Genomic DNA, 15913 nt, shown 5'->3' with positions numbered 1-15913 from the left:
TTACTCCTCGACCGAACCGACGACGAAACTGACCGTGGTGGCGGTGCTGCCACCGAAGTTGAGGGTGCCGAAGGTGCTGGCACCGTCGACTTGGTAGGCGCCTGCGGTGCCGCTGACCTGTTTGGCCGCGTCGAGGAGCATGCGGACCCCGGACGCCCCCACGGGATGGCCGCCGCCGATCAGCCCGCCGCTGGGGTTGATCGGCAACCGTCCGCCGATCTCGATCTCGCCGTTCTCGATGGCCTTCCACGAGTCGCCGGGGCCGGTCAGCCCGACGTGGTCGACGGCCATGTACTCGCTGGGGGTGAAGCAGTCGTGCACCTCCATGCCGTGGAGGTCGTCCAGGGTGACGTGTGCGCGGCGGAACGCGTCAAGCACGGCGCTGCGCACGTGGGGCATCACGTACGGGTCCTCGGCGGAGCGGTCGAGCTTCTGGCGCATGCCCAGGCCGACGGTGCGGTGTCCCCAGCCCTCGATGCGAGCCAGGGGTCGCGCGTCGGGGTGGTCGCGCAGGTAGCGGTCGGTGACCAGGACCACGCCGGATCCGCCGTCGGTCATCTGGCTGCAGTCGAAGCGGCGGATCCTGCCCTCCACGACGGGGTTGGCGACGTCGTCGTCGGTGAGTGGCGTCGGCACCAGCCAGTCGCGGGTCTGTGCGTTCGGATTGCGTCGGGCGTTGGCGAGGTTGAGCGACGCGATCGCCCGGAGATGGGCCTCGTCGAGACCGTAGCGGCGGTCGTACTCGTCGGCCACGTGGGAGAACATCGAGGGCCACGTGAAGCGTGCGTCCTGGCCCTCGTGGCCCGTCCAGGCGGCGGCGCCGAGGTACTGCGCGGCGGTGTCGCCGGGCACGGTCTTCTCCAGCTCCACGCCGAGGACCAGGGCCGTCTCGTAGGCACCGGAACGCAGGTCGGCGATGGCCGCGAGCGCCGCGACGCTGCCGGACGCGCAGGCCGCCTCGTGACGCGTGGACGGGGTGTCCCACAGGCCGTCGACCACGGTGGCCGGCATGGCGCCGAGGTGGCCCTGAGCGGCGAACATCTCGCCGAACGCATTGCCGACGTGGACCACGCCGACCTCGCCGGCGTCGATCCTGGCGGCGTGCAGCGTCGACGTGACTACCTCGGCGGTCAGGCCGGCGAAGTCGACGCCCTCGCGGGTGAGATTGCGGCCGAAGTCGCTCTGGTAGCCCCCGAGGATCCACACGTTCGAGTCGGACATGCGGCGGACGTTACTACAACTAGCAGAGTGACTTCGGTAATCCGATAACCGAAACGGCCCCACCGGCTCTAGTCTGAACCGGCGGGACCTAGGTTTGATTGAGTGTCGACACTCAAGCACACCTGCCTGAGCGCATTTCCCGTGCTCGGCGGGGACAAACGTGCTTGGCGACGGAGATAACGTGCAAAATGCCATCATGAAGTTGCAGAACCACGACCTCGCCGCGCGGATGGCGGAGTTGGCGCGGGTCACCGCGTTGCGGAAGGTCGACGACGTCCTCGCGGACGTGACCGCCACGGCCAAGGAACTCATCCCCGGCGTCGACGTCGCCGGCGTCCTCCTCATCGGCAAGGCCGGAAGCTTCGAAACGCTCGCACCGACCAACGACCTGATGTTCCAGCTCGACGAGTTGCAGATCCGCCACAACGAAGGCCCCTGCGTCGAGGCGGCGCTGGACGAGATCGTGGTCCGCATCGACGACTTCCGCGACGAGCCCCGCTTTCCGAACTACGCGCCCGAAGTCGTCAAGCTCGGGGTGCTCAGCGCGCTGTCGTTCAAGCTGTACACCGCCGACCGCACCGCGGGCGCCCTCAACCTGTTCGGGCGCCAGCCCAAGCTGTGGGACAGCGAGGCGGAGTCCATCGGCATGATCCTGGCGGCCCACGCCGCCGCGGCGATCCTCGCGAGCCGGGAAGGTGAGCAGCTGCAGTCGGCGCTGTCCACGCGGGACCGCATCGGCCAGGCCAAGGGCATCATCATGGAGCGCTTCAAGATCGACGACGTGCGGGCGTTCTCGATGCTCCGACAGCTGTCGCAGGACACCAACACCAAGCTGCTCGACGTCGCCCAGCGCGTGATCGACACCCGCGGGGAGTAGGAGGGCGTCGCTGCCCGGACTGTCGTCCGTGGCGCTCACGTAGCCGACTGCTCTTGTTCTGAGGCGATACCCAACACGACCCACCTGATGGTGTTCTCGAAGACCTCGGCGAACACCTCGGGTGAGTGGCCGTCGGCTGCGATTTCCGCGCCGGTCAAGCTGATCGTGGTGTGCACCAGCACCCGGCAACCGTTACGGGCCAGCGCGGGTGCCACGCCGGCGGTGATGAGCACCTTCAGCAGTCGGTCGACGTAGGCGGCGATCGGTTCCCGATCGTCGACGGTCATGAGTCCCGACAGGTGCGGATGCGCGAGCAGCGCCGTCCGTACCGCGCGGCACCACCGCATCGCACTCTCCTGCCAGGTGTCGGCTTCGGAGAACTCCAGCCGTAGTGCGGCGAAATGGCGCGCCACCAGTTCGCGGATCAACTGGTCCTGGTTGCCGACCTGTTGGTAGAGCGTCTTGGTCGAACACTTCAGTTCGGTGGCGAGGCGTCGCGCGCTGATCCCGGCGAGACCTTCCTCGTCGAGCAGGGTCAGCGCACGGGCGTAGATGGCGTCTGCGGTGCCTGCCACGATTGCTCCCTTCACGGTCGGTTGTTACTGTACGGAAAACGCCGTTTTCCAGCTATGGAGGCAGGTTCATGGGACTTCGAGGCGAAGCGGCGATCGTCGGATTCACCGAGTTACCACCCTCCCGCACTCCGACCGAGCCGTTGACGTTCACCCTCGAACAGTGGGCCACGCTCAGCGCGGCCGCCCTGGCCGACGCAGGGATCTCGGCGACCGAGGTCGACGGTCTGGTCTGCAGCCCACTGATGGAGTCGGAGATCTTCGTCCCGTCGACCATCGCCGAATACCTCGGCATCCCAGCCAATTTCGCAGAATTCGTCGACCTAGGCGGGGCGACCGCGGCAGCGATGGTGTGGCGTGCGGCCGCGGCCGTCGAACTCGGCATCTGCAACGCCGTACTGTGCACCATCCCTGCGCAGTACATGACGCCGATGTCGGACAAGAAGCCGAAGGACTACGGCGACGCGTTGTACTTCGGGGCGTCGAGCAACCAGTACGGCTCACCGCAGGCCGAGTTCGAGATCCCCTATGGCAACCTCGGCCAGAACGGCCCCTATGGCCAGGTCGCCCGCCGGTACGGCGCCGTCTACGGCTATGACGAGCGAGCGATGGCCAAAATCGCGGTGGATCAACGGGTCAACGCCAACCACACCGCGGGTGCCATCTGGCACGACAAGCCGATCACCGTCGAGGACGTCCTGGCCAGCCCGATGATCGCCGATCCACTGCACCGCCTGGAGATCGTGATGCCCTGCTTCGGCGGCGCATCGGTAGTGGTCGCCAGTGCCGACCTGGCCCGGAAATCGCGCAATCGGCCGGTCTGGATCAAGGGGTTCGGCGAGCACGTGCCGTACAAGACCCCGACGTACGCCGAGGACCTGTTGGCGACACCCATCGCCAAGGCGGCCGATTCCGCCTTTGCGATGGCCGGTGTCACGCGGGCTGACATCGACGTCGCGTCGATCTACGACTGCTACACCATCACCGTCCTGCTGAGCCTGGAAGACGCCGGCTTCTGCGAAAAGGGCAAGGGGATGGAGTTCGTCGCTTCGCACGACCTGACGTTCCGCGGTGACTTCCCGGTGAATACCGCGGGCGGACAACTGGGTTTCGGTCAATGCGGCAACGCCGGTGGCATGCACCACGTCTGCGACGCCACCCGGCAATTGATGGGCCGCGCCGGCGCCGCCCAGGTCGCCGACGCCCACACCGCGTTCGTCTCCGGCAACGGCGGCATCCTCAGTGAGCAGACCACGTTGATCCTGCAGGGCGATTAAGGGCGAGCCATGACGACATTCGACAAACCCATGCCGGTCAAGACGCCGGTTAGCGCGCCATTCTGGGATGCGTTGGCAGAGCACACCATTCGCATCCAGTACTCGCCGTCGCTCGGACGGTACGTCTTCTACCCCAGGATCCTGTCGCCACGCACCCTGGCCGACGACCTGGAATGGCGCGAAATCTCCGGCAAGGGAACGCTGTACACGTTCACCGTCGCGATGAAACCGGTTTCCCCGCATTTCGCGGCCGACGTTCCGCAGCTGCTGGCCGTCGTGCAATGGGACGAGGGGCCGCGGTTCAGCACCGAGATGGTCAACGTCGACCCTGCCGAGCTGGAGATCGGTATGCGCGTGCGACCGGTGTTCTTCGACTATCCCGAGCACGACGTCACCCTGCTGCGGTACGAACCCGACCCGGCCGGCTGACGATCGAACACCGGGGTGACCTGTCCGGAGCAGCGGGTTGCTCTGTCCAGGCGCGGAGTCAGTTGTCTGCCTGCGCCAAATAGCCCTTTCACGCAGTAACTGCGAGGTAACGTTCGCTCAGAATCGTCTAGCCAGAGGGGTAAGGATAAAGATTCGAAAACTCATGGCAGGTGTCGGCGTCGCTGCGGTCACGGTCGGCATGGCCGCTGGTACGGCGGTCCCGGCTTCAGCGGCCAACGACATCAAGCCATATGGCGTCCCGGAGTCACTCAACGACGTCTACGGCAACCCGATGATCACCTACACGGTTCAAGGGCTTAGGCCGAGTTCGGACGCCGTGTTTCACAACGGCCGGTTGTATGAAGCAACCGTGACGAACGACGGGGGCGTCCCCATAGCTGCACTGTTCAACGCCCGCGCTGCGAGCGGGCAGAACTATCGGATCGTCGGCGGCGAAATCCCCGGCAAGATCTACTTCGACGTCGTCGGGGACACTCCCAACAGCGTCGTCTACAACGACGGTGTCCAGGACTTGATGGTGTGGGTCTCCACGAGCGGTGGAGACCAGGGGATTGGCCCGGAAGCGCCTGGAGATTCCAGCGAGACCATCGGCAGTGCGCCCACCGACGGCGGCGGTGACGTAGGGGGCGCACCGGCCGCGCCAGAGGTCGTCGCTCCATCCCCCTTCCAGCTCACCGAACCGGACGTGGCGCAGCCAGGGTTCAACGCAGCTCCGGGCGGCGCTCCCAGCGATGGGCGTCGCTGATTGCTCCGGTAACCCACCGACGGTCGACGGGTGGCGCCTGGCGCGACCCCGACCATCTCGGGCACAACCGAATATCGATGACGATCATCAAGGGTGGCTGAATACCCCCCCCCCCCTTGCTCAGTGCCCCCGGCAGGATTCGAACATGCGACACCGGCTTTGCCATTAGTCGGTTTTCGCTGGGACTCGTTGGTTTCCGGAACTGCCTCCTAGCAGCCAACTTTGGCGCTGTTGGTGCTCAGCCGTTCTGCTGGCGATCGCTATCCGGCTCACTGACGATGAATGAACGATGGCTCGAACCACCACTTCAACCTGCCAATGCGATGACCACGCACGGTGCCGCGCTAGCCCCGGAGGTTGGCGTTGAGGCCGGCTCCTGCGCTGCGTCATAGCCCACGGGTTTTGGCCTGGCCAGAAGCTGGAGAGACTCGCGGTTGGTGAAAAGTCGATCGGGTCGGGTCTTGACGTTCTGAAGGATGCCGTTGCCAGCAAGGGCCAGCTGGTCGCGGTCGGGCGAGAGACGTTGTAGCGGTCCATCACGGTGTCGATCCGGCGGTAGGGCTGCTCGAGCAGGACTGACTGGAATTCGGAATCTGCCCCACACATTGGACACTGCACGCGCCCGGCGGCGAACTGGCATTGCTTGACGCGGCGGTCGGACGGTGCGGAATCGTTGACCTGTGCAGGAGAACCGATGGCGGCGATCAGGATCTGATGAAGGCCAGCAGATCGGGGTTGAGGACGTCGGCGTGCGTGGTCAGCATCCCGTGTGGATAGCCGGGGTAGGTCTTCAGGGCGCCGTTCTCGAGTAGATCGACGGCGCGGGGGACCGCGCTGGCGAACGGGACGATTTGGTCGTCTTCGCCGTGCATCACCAGGACGGGAACGGTGATCCTCCGCAGGTCTTCGGTGAAGTCTTCGAGCCAGCAAAACACTGTCGCGGAGTGCGCTAGGGCGCTACCGGACATGCCCTGCCGCCACCAATTGGCGATGACTGCTTCGGACGGCTCCGCACCCGGACGGTTGAAGCCGTAGAACGGCCCCTCCGGTACGTCGCGATAGAACTGCGACCGGTTACCTAGGACGCCTGCCTCAACCGCGTCGAACCACTCCTGGGGTTGACCGCCGGGGTTCGTCTCGCTGCGCAGCATGTTCGGCGTCAGCGAGGCCACCAGCGCCGCCTTGGCGACCCGATCCTGGTGGCCCGCTACATAACGAGCCACCTCACCGCCCCCGGTGGAGTGCCCGACGTGGACGGCATCGCGCAGGTCGAGGTGTTCGGTCAACGCGGCGAGATCAGCCACCCAGTGCGTCATGTCGTTGCCGGTACCGACCTGATCGGAGCGCCCGTGCCCACGGCGGTCATGGGCGATGACCCGGTAACCCTGCTGGAGGAAGAACGTCATCTGGGCATCCCAGTCGTCGGCCGTCAGCGGCCAGCCGTGACTGAAGACGATCGGCTGGCCCGAACCCCAGTCCTTGTAGAAGATTTCGACGCCGTCTGGTGTGGTGATAGTGGGCATGGCTGCTCCTTTGTCGTGCCTTCTTTGGGTCTCCCGTAATCAATTGGGCAGGTGATGTTGGCCCGGACGATCTCAAAGTGTGCTAGTTCCGAATGATGAACGGATGCACGTCAAGCATGTATCACTTCCTCTGTGGCGCAACGGAACTCATGGCTAGACCGTGCTGACCTAGCCTTGGGAAGTTGGTCGACGGCATCGCCGTTCTCGTCCGATGTTATGTGTGCGATCGGCGAAGAACAATGACTGAAAACTCGGATTACCTTGCCGAGCCACCATCTCCACCAGGGTGGCAGAAATCATCGGTCGCGAATCTGCGGAGATGACTGCCTCCACGTCGAATCTGGTCGATCTCCGATCACGGATAGGCCCTCCGAGTCTCCGCTACCCCTCGTCGACTTCGAAACACCGTGGTTCCACACGAGTGCCGACATGTCCGGAGCGATGCGCGCTGAGCAACGAACCCGCGAGCTTCAACCCGCAGCGATCCGCGATGTGCTGCACCGCACCCGTGCCGGATTCCACCGCGCGGTCGCCGGAATGGCACATGCGGGCAACGACATCGTAGGGGGCCACGTCTCAGCGAGCCCTGGCGACTAAACGATCGACTAGCCGTCATGACAGGAATTGACGTGATCTTCGTGGGCGTTCACTGCGCCGCCGCCGACCTATGGCAACGGGAGACGTCCAGGCAAGACCGAGCAATTGGAACGGCCATCAGCCAGGCCGACGAGGTCCACGCGCACAGCGTCTGGATTGCGCAACCAAGGGTGGCTGAATGCCACCCTTGATCAGTGCCCCCGGCATGATTCGAACATGCGACACCGGCTTTTGCATTAGTCGGTTTTCGCTGGGACTCGTTGGTTTCCGGAAATCGCCTGCTATCAGCCAAGACTGGTGCAGTCGGTGCTCAACGGTTCCCGCTACTGATCGCTAAATCCGGATCATTAACGATGAATGAGCGATGGATTTAGCGACCGTCTTCAACCTGCTAAAGCGACGACTACGCACCGTGGCGCGGTGGCTCCGGAGACGTGCGTCGAGGCCAGTTCCTAGTCGGCCGTGTCGCTCCCGACGGGTTCTCATCTGACGAGAAGCTGGAGGAAAGCTCTCGGTTGATGAACGCCGGCGTCGCTTCGAGGCGACGAAAAGCTCATCGGTAGTGGTGACGATGTTCTCGATCTCGGAGCTCGCCTGGGCTCCAAAACTGGAAGTGAGTTGGTCACGACCGTGGGATTGGGGGATCGACACGACCGCTTGACCTAGCTGGCCGAGCACCGAGTGTTCACCATGGGCAGCCGGCGCCAACGATCCCAGGACCCCTCAGCGATATGTAAAGAAACTGCCCGAAACTTCCTATCTCTGGACGTTCTGCGAACTTGCTTGATGCATCGAGACCCTGTCTGGCCCGGAACGTGCGAACCAGTTCCGGTTCAAACCAACAACCGGCAGGTTTGTGGTCTGAGACTGACGACGTCCCCGGTGGACATGACGAGGCTCGCGGCGCCGGGCATCTCGATCAACTCTGTGGATCGAGCAGGGCGCGAGCGTCTTTGATCAGCAACAACGAGTGCAGCGGGTCGGTCGGTGAGGGCTCGAAATCGAAGTGGGCGTAGAACGCGCGGGCCTGCTCATGCAGCGCATGCACCAGAAGCGCCCGCACGCCAATGATCTCCGCGGCTGCCACGGCGCGGGTGATCGCATCGCGCAGCAGCTGCGCACCCAGTCCCTGGCCCTGGTGCTTGGCGTCGATCGCCAGCCGCGACAGCAGGATCACCGGCACCGGGTCGGGCATGTTTCGTCGCACCCGTCCTGGTGTCTCGGCACGCTCCACCGCCGCGGCGGCCAGCGCATAGAACCCCACGACGCGCCCGTCGCGGCAGGTGACGAAGCATCGCGAGGCGCCCTCGACATGGTTGGCCAGCGCCCGCCCGCGCAGGTAGTCGTCCAGACTGGGCTCGCCGCTGTCGAAATCGGCGACCTGATCGCCGGCGATGATCGGCCGCGGCGCGCTGTAACCGCTCACTCGTCGAAGATCGAGGGCTCCGCGAACAACTTCTCCAGTCGCGGCTTGTATGACACAGGACGGTCCAACACTGACACGAACTCCGACCACGCCGGGGCGTCGAGCAGGAACAGCCGGCGATCGGCCAGTACGTCGCGGGCATGGGCCAGCGTCGCGGTCACCGTGAAGTTGGTCAGATCGGTCCCCTCCACCTCAGCGGCACGCCGAATCAGCGCGTCCTGCTCAGCGGTGAGTCGCACGGCGAAGCGTTCCGTCTTGGTAGCCATCCACACATTGTGGGCCTGTTGGGCGTACAAGTCAACGCGGATCACGATCGTTCGCTGTGTTTCGTAACGGCCCTCGCCGCCGGGGTTGCTGCTAGCCGTCGGAGCTTCCGGTGGTGCCGCCATTGCCGACTCCGCCGGTGCCGTTCTTGCCGGCCGCACCTGGAGTGCCCGCCGTTCCATGCGAGCCAATGGCGCCAGGGGCGCCATTGACACCGGAGATACCCGGGCTGCCATTGGGATCGCGACCGTTGGAGCCGCTGAAGACGCCGGCCCTACCGCCGGTGCCACCGTCGCCACCCTCACCGGCAGCGCCGGGCGCGCCGCCAGGACCACCCGCGCCGCCCCCGCCGAGTGCACCGCCGTTGCCGCCGGACCCTCCGGATCCGCCCGGCCCGCCGGACCCACCCGAGCCACCGGCCCCACCCGCTCCGCCGTTGCCAGTGTCGCCGCCGTGAGCGAAACCTTCTGCGCGGGAATAGCCGTTTTGGTCACCGATGTCGCCGCCCCTGCCTCCGGATCCGCCGGCAGCTCCTGATCCACCGGCCCCGCCCGACCCGCCGGCGCCTCCGGACCCGCCGCTACCGAACAACAGTGCGCCGTTGCCGCCGGAGCCTCCGGGAGCGCCCGCGGTACCGGAGCCACCCGGCGTGCCGGCGCCTCCCACGCCGCCGCTACCCGCGTCGCCGCCGAACCCCTCACCGTAGGCGGGGTCGACGGCAACGCCCTCTCCGTTCCCAATGCCGATGTCGCCGCCCGGCCCGCCGGATCCACCGCCGGGCCCCCCGGCCCCGCCGGATCCCGCGTTGCCGCCATGTCCGATACCTGAGCTTCCGAATGCGGCTCCGAATCCGTTGCGATTGCCGATGCTGCCCCCAGCACCGCCGATCCCACCGCCGGATCCACCGGCGCCCCCGTCCCCGGCGTTGCCGCCGAACCCGACGCCACCGCCGTCTCCGAAACCGTTTCTGTAACCGATGCTGCCGCCTGGCCCACCGTTTTGATCGGACCCGCCGACGGTGCCGCTTCCGGCGTTCACGCCGACACCGTTGTGTCCGTTGTCGTCACCCACGCTCGCACCCGCGGCAGCGGTGTCAGAAGGGGTGGTCGGATTGATCCCCGCTACGCCGGCCATGCCCGCTCCGCCCCGGCCACCGGCGCCGCCGTTCCCGACGAGGATCCCGGCGTCTCCGCCGCGCCCGCCCACACCGGCGGCACTGGTGGCCGTGGCGCTGGCACCGACACCACCGGCGCCGCCGGTGCCGATCAACAACCCGCCCCGGCCGCCGGCACCTCCGGCGGCACCGGATCCTGCGAGCGCGTCACCACCGGCACCACCGTTGCCGAACAGGCCGGCAGATCCGCCGGTGCCGCCGTTGGCGCCACGACCACCGGAGCCGAAGAACAGTCCGCCGTTGCCGCCGTTGCACGCGGTGCCCATGCAATCGGCGGCCGCATCGGCCCCGTTGCCGATGAACAATCCGATCAGCGCCGACACCGGATCCACACCGGGCGCCGCCGACGGCGCTACCACCAGCGGGGCAAGTCGTGCCGACGGCACGACCGAGGTACCGTTTGGTGTCCGCGTTGGAGCGCCCGCGGAACCGATCGTCAACGTGCACAAGGGATCACTGCAGTCAGTCGACGCCGCTGGGCCGGCGGCCACCACACCATTGGTCACCGTCGTCGGACCCTGACCGCCGGTATCGGCCCACGCCGCCCACGGGGAGGCGATCATCGCGCCGGCCCCCAGTGCGACCGCCAACGCCCCGACCCGTCCGACATACCTGCCACCGCTCACCACGAGAACCCCCCGCCGCCGTGCGGCGGGAAGAACCCCAGCGCATCACGACGAGTATGCGGCCAAACAGCAACGCCAACGTCAGTAACCGACTACTGCACTTTGAACCTATTCCGACCGGCAACTACTGCATCAAGGCGCCGAAGCGCGGGCCCAGTGGCGCCCGACAGGCGAACCCCCAGCGAAGCGCGTGCCGTTCCCGAACCCCATGGGCCACCCCGCGCACCCACTGAGCTGAGACAAGATCTGAGCCGTCCATATCCTCTACGAATGAAACGAATTCCGCGCGGAAGCCTGCTCCACCCGGAAGACGGATTTTGGTCGACGTCACCCCACCAAAAAGCAAGACGCGGGAGCACCGCTGCGACGAACGCCTCCTTGGTGGGGTCCGGGGTTGTGGACCAATGGTCTGGGCAACACGGTGAAACCGCATCCGGCCATCCTCGCTTGGGATTCGCGTCGGGATTCGAGCGCTCTGGCTGCATGGTCACCGGGCCACATCTCCCTCGTCCCAAACGTCACTCACCCATCCCATAGTCTGTTCAACGCTTCTCAACAGCCCATCGCATCGACCCATAGTCTCTCGCTCAGTAACCAAACCATTTCTTCCCTTGAGGTTTCGTAGTTACAAGCTCGAAGAAAGTGCGGTGGCACATTTGCGCAGAGTGCGAGAATGGTTGTGGCGCGGCAGGTGCGCGACGCTCGGGTTGTGGATGGTGTTGCCGTTGTTGACGATCTCGAAGTTGAAGCGGTGGTCGATCGACTACTACCTCGACACCGCGCAGACAGCTGAGCGCGCGACCGCGGATCTGCGACGCGCGAATGGTGGGCTGGGGGAGTACTACTCCGAGTACGACACCCGGACCCCGACGTGGTTGTGCGCCGGGGACACTCACACCGCCGCCGGGCTGGTCGGGTTGTCCGACGGGCAACGCGCCGGACGCGAGGCCGACGCCGGTGTGGTGGCACGGTGGCTCGACGACGGGGTCGCACCCGGCGGTGCGCAGGGCCGCGCCCTGGGCGCCCAGGGCGTGCACGGCTATGACTTGACTTTCGCCGCCCCAAGAGCGTGTCGGTGCTGCGGGCGTTGAAGGCCGACGACGTCGCCGCGAAGGGAATCGCCGACGCGCACACCGCCGCCCTCGTCGAGGCGATGGAGTATCTGGCCGCGCACGCCGGCTACACCCGGGTGCACAACCCGGTCACCGACCAGAAGGACCTGGTCCGGCGCCGACCACCTCGGGCACACCCGGATCTCGATGACGCAGGACAAGTTCATGGCCCGTGGCCGCGTTCACACCGCGGTCGCGGACATGCTGGACCGGGCTATAAACGATGAATAAACGATGGATCGCTTTATCTAGGTACGCTAAATACAGCGTCTGACCGTGCCCCCGGCATGATTCGAACATGCGACACCGGCTTTAGGAGAGCCGTGCTCTATCCCCTGAGCTACGGGGGCGGACCGGATCGCAGCATACCGAAGTCATGACCACTTCGTGTTTCCCCAGGTCATGCAACGGCTACACCACGCCATGAGCACTTCGAAGAAGGCCAAGAACTCCGTCGACGAGCTGGCGGGCCGTGTCAAGGAGAATTTCGGCGAGATCACCGGAAACGACCGCCTTCGCAACGAGGGCAAGGTCGACCAGGTGAAGGCGCGCGTGAAGCAATCCGGCGAGCGGATCAAGGACGCGGTCCGCGGTCGCTGATCAACGCAGCAGCTCGATCACCTTCGCGAATGCCTCGGCGTGGGGCTGCTGCACGGTGATATAGGTGACCCCGTAGGTGTCGCGGTAGCGGCGGATCTCGTCGGCGATCTCGCTCGGCGAGCCGACCAGCACGCCCGGGGTGCGCAGCAGTTCCTCGTCGCTGAGCTCCGGCAGGAACCGACGGGTGATCGACAGGTCGGGCATCCCCGTGTCGTCGATCGGCATGGCGGTCACGGCGATGTTGAGCTCCAGGTCGTCGAAGCGCTCGCCGGCCGCCTTGCGTACGAACGCGATCCGCTCGGCGAGCGGGTCTCCGTCGGGACCTTCCGGATCGCCTCCGGTCAACCCGATGACGTGCGCCCGCTGCGCGGCGATGGTCAGGACTCGATTTCCGTTGCCCGCGATCAGGATTGGTACGTCGGGGGCGTGCTCGCCGAGGTACTCCACGACGTGGCGCAGGTGGTCGACCCGCTCCCGGGCGCTCGGGAACGGGATCTCGGCGGCGGCGAACTCCGCCTCGACGTAGCCGGTGCCGAGGCCCAATTCCAGCCGGCCTCCGGTGAGGTCGTGCATCGCCATCACGTCACGCGCCAGCAGGGCGGCCTTGTAGAACCCCGCGTTGAGCACGAACGTCCCCACGTGCAGCTTCTCGGTGGCGGCCGCCGCGGTCATCAACGTCGGGAACGGCGCGGGGGCACCCAGATGGTCGGGCACGTGCAGCACGTCGTAGCCCATGTCCTCCGCCCGGTGCGCCCAGTCCTGCACCGACGATTGCCGTGGGGCGGCGTGAAGGCCGAACCCGAAACGTAGATCTCGCGCCATGACCAGAGCTTAGGTGTCGGTTCGAAAACGAAGGTTTGGCCGCGCGGTGGGCGGGGCATCTGCATTTTCGAGCCGCGCACCTCACCTCGCGCGACAGTAGGAGTGACACCCTGATCCGGCCCGTTGTGAACGATCCGATGGGCCGGGTCAACACTCCCGAACCCCCGACGTATGGCGTCGAAGAAGAGTTCCTGCTCGTCGACCCCCGCACCGGGGAGCCCGCGCCGCTCAACGCCGCCGTCGCCGAACATGCCCGGCGCCGTGGCGTCGACCTCGAGCTCGAGTTGACCAGCTGCCAGGTCGAGACGACGTCCGAAGTCGCGAGCTCGAGTGCCGATCTTCGGCGCGAGCTGACCCGGTTGCGGCGCGTCGCCTCCGAGGCCGCCACCGAGGCGGGTGCTCGTCTGCTCGCGGTCGCGTTGCCGCCCACTCGTCCCCAGCGCTTTCCCGTCACGGACAAGCCGCGCTACGGCAAGATCGCCGAACGGTTCGGGATGATCGCCCACGAGCAGGGCATCTCGGGGTGCCACGTGCACGTCGCGGTGGCCGACCGCGACGTCGCCGTCCAGGTGAGCAACCGGTTGCGGCCTTGGCTGCCACTGCTTCTCGCGCTCACCGCCAACTCGGCGGTGTACCGCAGCGCCGACACCGGACACGCGAGCTGGCGCAGCGTCCTGTGGGCGCGGTGGCCGAGCGCAGGCCCCCCACCCCACTTCGAGTCCGCCGACGAGTACGACGCGGCCGTGCGGGAGATGCTCGCGTCGGGCGCGATGCTCGACGACGGCATGGTCTATTGGGACGTCCGCCCCTCGGCCAACTTCCCGACCGTCGAGGTACGCGTTGCCGACGTGCCGGCCACCGTCGCCGACACCGTGCTGTTCGCCACCCTCGTCAGGGCGTTGGTCATGACCGTTCTCGCCGAGGGTGAGCGCGGGGAGCCGGTGCCACCGCTGGCCGCGCACGTGCTCAAGGCGGCGTATTGGACGGCCGCGCGCTACGGGGTCGAGGGTCAGTTGGTCGACCTCCCGGGCGACCGCGCCCTCCGTCCGGCCGGCGACCTGTTGCACGCACTGGTCGAGCGCCTCGAGCCGGCGTTGACCGCGATCGGCGACTACGACATGGTGCGCACGGAGATCGAGCGCGTGCTGACCACCGGCAACGGCGCCGCGCGGCAACGACGTGCATGGCAGCGGCGCGAGGACGTGTCCGACGTGACCGACGAGGTGGCAGCCGCCACCGTGGAGGGGCTGTGACTCAGGACAGTGGAAGTTCGGCGAACGCCGGAGACGTCGGTGCCGACGAGCCGCCGCTGGGTTCCACGGTGAAGGCGAGGGTCGTCGACCCGTTCAGGTCCGGCAACACCGCGGTGGTCGACGGAGCGACGGCGGCGGAGTCCATGGTGCCGGCCGACTCCGGGCCCTTCGCGCCCACCAACCACATCTGGTAGACCGTGCCCGGCTTCGGCGGTTCGACGTTGTTCATCACCAGGACTGCCGCGTTCCGTTCGCGGGAGAACACCACCGTGGCGGTGCCGCCGGTCGGGATTGCCCCGGACACGGTTCGCACGTCCGGTGCGGCGAAGATCTGTTCGGCCGCGGACGGCTGCGGCGTGGGACGCACCGCGATGCCGACCCCGACTGCGCCAAGCCCAATCGCCACCGCGGCGGCAGCGGCGAACGCTGCGGTGCGCCAGCGCGTCGACTCGGGGCGCATCTGGATGACCCGGCCCTCACCTCCGACGGCGGCGAGCAGACGGTCCCGCAGGTGGTTCGGCGGCTCCTGCGCGGTCGAAGCGGACAGCCGCGCCATGGTCTCGCGCACGGCCCGGACCTCGTCGGCGAAGGCGATGGCGACCGGCGGTGAGACGTGGCTCAGTTGCCGGTCGATGTCGTCCAGCTCGGACTGCGGCATTGCGTGCAGCGCGTATGGCGTGGCCAGTTCGAGCAGGTCGTTCGAGGAAAAGTCACTGTCGTGTGGTTCGGTCACGAGACCCCCAGACACTTCCGCAAACCACGGATGCCGTCTCGCATCCGTGACTTAATGGTGGCAAGGTTCGCCGCCAAACGCTCGGATACCTGCACATAGGTCAGGCCTTCGTAATAGGCCAGCTGAATGCACTCGCGTTGAGGATCGGTCAGTGACGCCAGGCATTCGGTGACTTGACGCTGTTCGTCGAGCTGGATGACGGCCTCGGCGACCCGGTCGGCAGGCAATTCGACGTTGGCGGCGCCGTAGCGTGACTCCCGCTGGCTGGCCGACTGTTCGGACCGCACCCGGTCGACGGCACGGCGGTGCGCCAGCGTCATGAGCCAGGCCAGGGGCGTCCCCGCGGCGGGGTTGTAGCTCGCCGCGTTACGCCATACCTGCAGGTAGACGTCTTGAGTGGTTTCCTCGCTGTACCCGGGGTCGCGCAGTACGCGCAGCACCAGGCCGAACACCCGTGCGCGGGTGTGGTCGTAGAAGGCGGCGAATGCCTCGACGTCCTCTTGTGCCACCCGGCGCAGCAAGGCGTCGAGGTCGGCTGTCACGCCGCGAAGTGTACTGGCCTGCGCGATCGTAGTCACGATAACCACGATGTGGCCGGCGCCGGCGTGAAAGGGGATGTGCGAGGGCCACATTCGCGAGAG

At 66.6% G+C, this 15913-nt stretch carries 15 protein-coding genes, 1 tRNA gene and 2 pseudogenes; 8 read left to right on the top strand and 10 right to left on the bottom strand.

Translation table 11 applies throughout. From position 1 onward, the window contains the following. Positions 1 to 1221, bottom strand: a complete 1221-nt coding sequence (locus tag H7J06_RS31180) for an acetyl-CoA acetyltransferase (RefSeq protein WP_264043718.1) — start codon at positions 1219 to 1221, stop codon at positions 1 to 3. 196 nt (positions 1222 to 1417) lie between these two features. Here H7J06_RS31180 and H7J06_RS31175 point away from each other — a divergent pair, with 196 nt between their 5' ends. Further along, the gene (locus H7J06_RS31175; RefSeq protein WP_264043716.1) at positions 1418 to 2098 is read left to right on the top strand and encodes a GAF and ANTAR domain-containing protein; all 681 of its coding nucleotides are present in this window, start codon (positions 1418 to 1420) and stop codon (positions 2096 to 2098) included. Positions 2099 to 2133: 35 nt separating this feature from the next. Here H7J06_RS31175 and H7J06_RS31170 read toward each other — a convergent pair whose 3' ends face one another. Further along, complete coding sequence (locus H7J06_RS31170) at positions 2134 to 2673, bottom strand: TetR/AcrR family transcriptional regulator (protein WP_264043714.1); 540 nt, start codon at positions 2671 to 2673, stop codon at positions 2134 to 2136. Positions 2674 to 2741: 68 nt separating this feature from the next. On the opposite strand from H7J06_RS31170, the gene H7J06_RS31165 reads away from it, so the two are divergent. The 3 genes from H7J06_RS31165 to H7J06_RS31155 are packed head-to-tail and all read left to right on the top strand — an operon-like array spanning position 2742 to position 5142. Further along, complete coding sequence (locus H7J06_RS31165; RefSeq protein ID WP_264043712.1) at positions 2742 to 3947, top strand: thiolase family protein; 1206 nt, start codon at positions 2742 to 2744, stop codon at positions 3945 to 3947. A gap of 9 nt (positions 3948 to 3956) precedes the next feature. After that, on the top strand, positions 3957 to 4376 hold the full coding sequence (locus H7J06_RS31160; RefSeq protein WP_264043710.1) for a Zn-ribbon domain-containing OB-fold protein: 420 nt from the start codon (positions 3957 to 3959) through the stop codon (positions 4374 to 4376). Positions 4377 to 4413: 37 nt separating this feature from the next. Next, a complete protein-coding gene (locus tag H7J06_RS31155; protein WP_264043707.1) occupies positions 4414 to 5142 on the top strand; it encodes a DUF1942 domain-containing protein in 729 nt (242 codons plus the stop codon). Positions 5143 to 5846: 704 nt separating this feature from the next. Here H7J06_RS31155 and H7J06_RS31150 read toward each other — a convergent pair. Then, positions 5847 to 6665 (bottom strand): alpha/beta fold hydrolase, encoded by an 819-nt coding sequence (locus H7J06_RS31150; RefSeq protein WP_264043705.1) that lies wholly within the window; start codon positions 6663 to 6665, stop codon positions 5847 to 5849. Between the two features lie 515 nt (positions 6666 to 7180). On the opposite strand from H7J06_RS31150, the gene H7J06_RS32770 reads away from it, so the two are divergent. Then, positions 7181 to 7453 (top strand): phosphotransferase-like protein, encoded by a 273-nt coding sequence (locus tag H7J06_RS32770; protein ID WP_372515449.1) that lies wholly within the window; start codon positions 7181 to 7183, stop codon positions 7451 to 7453. Between the two features lie 728 nt (positions 7454 to 8181). Here the strand turns inward: H7J06_RS32770 and H7J06_RS31145 are convergent. The 3 genes and pseudogenes from H7J06_RS31145 to H7J06_RS31135 form a co-directional block, all read right to left on the bottom strand. Then, entirely contained in the window at positions 8182 to 8688 is a 507-nt protein-coding gene (locus H7J06_RS31145; protein WP_264043703.1) for a GNAT family N-acetyltransferase, read from the bottom strand. Further along, positions 8685 to 8992 (bottom strand): annotated as a pseudogene (locus H7J06_RS31140) (type II toxin-antitoxin system TacA family antitoxin); the annotation flags it as partial. The gene H7J06_RS31145 and the pseudogene H7J06_RS31140, both read right to left, overlap by 4 nt. Before the next feature lie 53 nt (positions 8993 to 9045). Then, on the bottom strand, positions 9046 to 10752 hold the full coding sequence (locus H7J06_RS31135) for a hypothetical protein (protein ID WP_264043701.1): 1707 nt from the start codon (positions 10750 to 10752) through the stop codon (positions 9046 to 9048). A 713-nt stretch (positions 10753 to 11465) separates the two neighbouring features. On the opposite strand from H7J06_RS31135, the pseudogene H7J06_RS31130 reads away from it, so the two are divergent. Then, positions 11466 to 11980: pseudogene (locus H7J06_RS31130) on the top strand (relaxase domain-containing protein); the annotation flags it as partial. A 161-nt stretch (positions 11981 to 12141) separates the two neighbouring features. Here H7J06_RS31130 and H7J06_RS31125 read toward each other — a convergent pair. After that, positions 12142 to 12214: transfer RNA gene (locus H7J06_RS31125), tRNA-Arg, on the bottom strand. Positions 12215 to 12287: 73 nt separating this feature from the next. Here H7J06_RS31125 and H7J06_RS31120 point away from each other — a divergent pair. Further along, positions 12288 to 12464, top strand: coding sequence for a CsbD family protein (locus H7J06_RS31120; protein WP_264043698.1), 177 nt, complete (start codon positions 12288 to 12290; stop codon positions 12462 to 12464). On the opposite strand, the gene H7J06_RS31115 is transcribed toward H7J06_RS31120, so the two are convergent. Next, on the bottom strand, positions 12465 to 13286 hold the full coding sequence (locus H7J06_RS31115; protein ID WP_264043696.1) for an LLM class F420-dependent oxidoreductase: 822 nt from the start codon (positions 13284 to 13286) through the stop codon (positions 12465 to 12467). It lies immediately after the preceding gene. Positions 13287 to 13423: 137 nt separating this feature from the next. Here H7J06_RS31115 and H7J06_RS31110 point away from each other — a divergent pair, with 137 nt between their 5' ends. Further along, the gene (locus H7J06_RS31110; RefSeq protein WP_264043881.1) at positions 13424 to 14539 is read left to right on the top strand and encodes a glutamate--cysteine ligase; all 1116 of its coding nucleotides are present in this window, start codon (positions 13424 to 13426) and stop codon (positions 14537 to 14539) included. A gap of 1 nt (position 14540) precedes the next feature. Here H7J06_RS31110 and H7J06_RS31105 read toward each other — a convergent pair whose 3' ends face one another. Together H7J06_RS31105 and H7J06_RS31100 are read right to left on the bottom strand one after the other, a co-directional pair. Then, positions 14541 to 15272 (bottom strand): anti-sigma factor, encoded by a 732-nt coding sequence (locus H7J06_RS31105; protein ID WP_264043694.1) that lies wholly within the window; start codon positions 15270 to 15272, stop codon positions 14541 to 14543. Continuing rightward, positions 15269 to 15850, bottom strand: a complete 582-nt coding sequence (locus H7J06_RS31100) for a sigma-70 family RNA polymerase sigma factor (protein ID WP_372515448.1) — start codon at positions 15848 to 15850, stop codon at positions 15269 to 15271. The genes H7J06_RS31105 and H7J06_RS31100 overlap by 4 nt, the downstream gene beginning before the upstream one ends. Positions 15851 to 15913: the final 63 nt, after the last annotated feature.

It is taken from the genome of Mycolicibacterium hodleri, from assembly GCF_025822245.1.
Classification (GTDB): Bacteria; Actinomycetota; Actinomycetes; order Mycobacteriales; family Mycobacteriaceae; genus Mycobacterium; species Mycobacterium hodleri.
Note: the sequence above shows the minus strand (reverse complement) of the source record. Positions and strands in the feature narration are given on the sequence as shown.

Coding starts and splice junctions, on each gene's coding strand:
- H7J06_RS31180 (WP_264043718.1), bottom strand. CDS start 1,221: ATGTCCGACTCGAACGTGTGGATCCTCGGGGGCTACCAGAGCGACTTC.
- H7J06_RS31160 (WP_264043710.1), top strand. CDS start 3,957: ATGACGACATTCGACAAACCCATGCCGGTCAAGACGCCGGTTAGCGCG.
- H7J06_RS31115 (WP_264043696.1), bottom strand. CDS start 13,286: ATGGCGCGAGATCTACGTTTCGGGTTCGGCCTTCACGCCGCCCCACGG.
- H7J06_RS31150 (WP_264043705.1), bottom strand. CDS start 6,665: ATGCCCACTATCACCACACCAGACGGCGTCGAAATCTTCTACAAGGAC.
- H7J06_RS31110 (WP_264043881.1), top strand. CDS start 13,424: ATGGGCCGGGTCAACACTCCCGAACCCCCGACGTATGGCGTCGAAGAA.
- H7J06_RS31120 (WP_264043698.1), top strand. CDS start 12,288: ATGAGCACTTCGAAGAAGGCCAAGAACTCCGTCGACGAGCTGGCGGGC.
- H7J06_RS31175 (WP_264043716.1), top strand. CDS start 1,418: ATGAAGTTGCAGAACCACGACCTCGCCGCGCGGATGGCGGAGTTGGCG.
- H7J06_RS31165 (WP_264043712.1), top strand. CDS start 2,742: ATGGGACTTCGAGGCGAAGCGGCGATCGTCGGATTCACCGAGTTACCA.